We start from the raw sequence: 1,232 nt of genomic DNA, 5'->3' as shown, positions 1-1,232 counted from the left end.
GCCCTTGACCGTTATCGTGTTCACAGCCTTCACCGTTACACCGAACACCATTTCCACGGCGGCTTTGATTTCCGGCTTCGTAGCGTCTCCGAGGACCTTAAAGGTCACGAAGTTCTTGTCGGTAATCATCGTGGCTTTTTCGGTAATGACCGGCGACAGGATGATGTCGTAGGCACGCTCGCGGCTGAGCGTGATGCCCTTTTTCGCCTCACTCATTTCAGGCGAGCCTCCAGTTCCTGGACGGCAGCACGCGTCAGAACCAGCGTATCGCGACGGATGATGTCGTACACATTGGCACCGACGTGCGGCAGCACGTCCACATTCTTGATATTCCGCGCGGCAAGCGCGAAATCGGCGGCAACCGTCGCCCCATCGATGAACAGGACCGAAGTCCAGCCCCGCTTGGCGAAGGCATCGGCGACCGTCTTGGTCTTATCCGCGCCCAGCAGCGTATCGACGACGATCAGCTTGCCTTGGGCTTGCTTGGCCGACAGCGCGGTGCGCAGCCCGAGGGCACGCACCTTCTTCGGCAGCGAATAACCATGATCGCGCACGACCGGACCGTGGATCACGGCACCACCGCGGAACTGCGGCGAGCGCAGCGAGCCTTGGCGGGCGTTACCCGTGCCCTTCTGGGCGTAAGGCTTCTTGGTCGTCCCGGAGATTTCCGAAATGCCTTTGGCCTTATGATTACCGCTGCGGCGCTTGGCGAGCTGCCAATGAATTACGCGCGCGAGAATATCCTTGCGGGGCTCCAACGCGAAAACTTCATCCGCCAGATCGATTGTTCCGGCTTCACCCGTGAACAGGGTTTCGACTTTGACTTGCATCGCTTACGCCTCCGCTGCGGCGTCGGTCTTGAGCGCGGCCGGGAAGGGGATACCTTCCGGCTGGGCCCGCTTAACCGCATCGCGCACCAAAACAAACCCACCGGCCGAACCCGGAACCGCGCCCTTTACGAGAATGAGACCGCGTTCGGCATCAGTGCCAACCACTTTCAGATTCTGCGTGGTCACGCGGACATCGCCCATGTGACCGGCCATCTTCTTGCCCTTGAAGGTCTTACCCGGATCCTGACGGTTACCCGTCGAACCCAGCGAGCGATGCGACACGGACACACCGTGCGATGCGCGCAGACCACCGAAGTTGTGACGCTTCATACCACCGGCAAAACCCTTACCGATCGAGGTGCCCGTCACATCGACGAACTGACCGGCAATGAAATGTTCGAC

At 60.2% G+C, this 1,232-nt stretch carries 3 protein-coding genes; all 3 read right to left on the bottom strand.

Annotated features, from left to right (window positions below):
- Positions 1-216 (bottom strand): uL23 family ribosomal protein (locus tag VZ95_RS18710; protein WP_045777209.1); only part of this gene is annotated, 216 nt, incomplete at its 3' end.
- Complete coding sequence (gene rplD / locus VZ95_RS18705; protein WP_045777208.1) at positions 213-830, bottom strand: 50S ribosomal protein L4; 618 nt, start codon at positions 828-830, stop codon at positions 213-215. The genes VZ95_RS18710 and rplD, both read right to left, overlap by 4 nt.
- A 3-nt stretch (positions 831-833) precedes the next feature.
- Positions 834-1,232 (bottom strand): 50S ribosomal protein L3 (gene rplC, locus VZ95_RS18700; RefSeq protein WP_045777207.1); only part of this gene is annotated, 399 nt, incomplete at its 5' end.

Source organism: Elstera litoralis, assembly GCF_000963705.1.
GTDB classification, from domain to species: Bacteria; Pseudomonadota; Alphaproteobacteria; order Elsterales; family Elsteraceae; genus Elstera; species Elstera litoralis.
The sequence above is the reverse complement of the archived record's forward strand: the minus strand, read 5'-3'. Positions and strand labels throughout refer to the sequence as shown.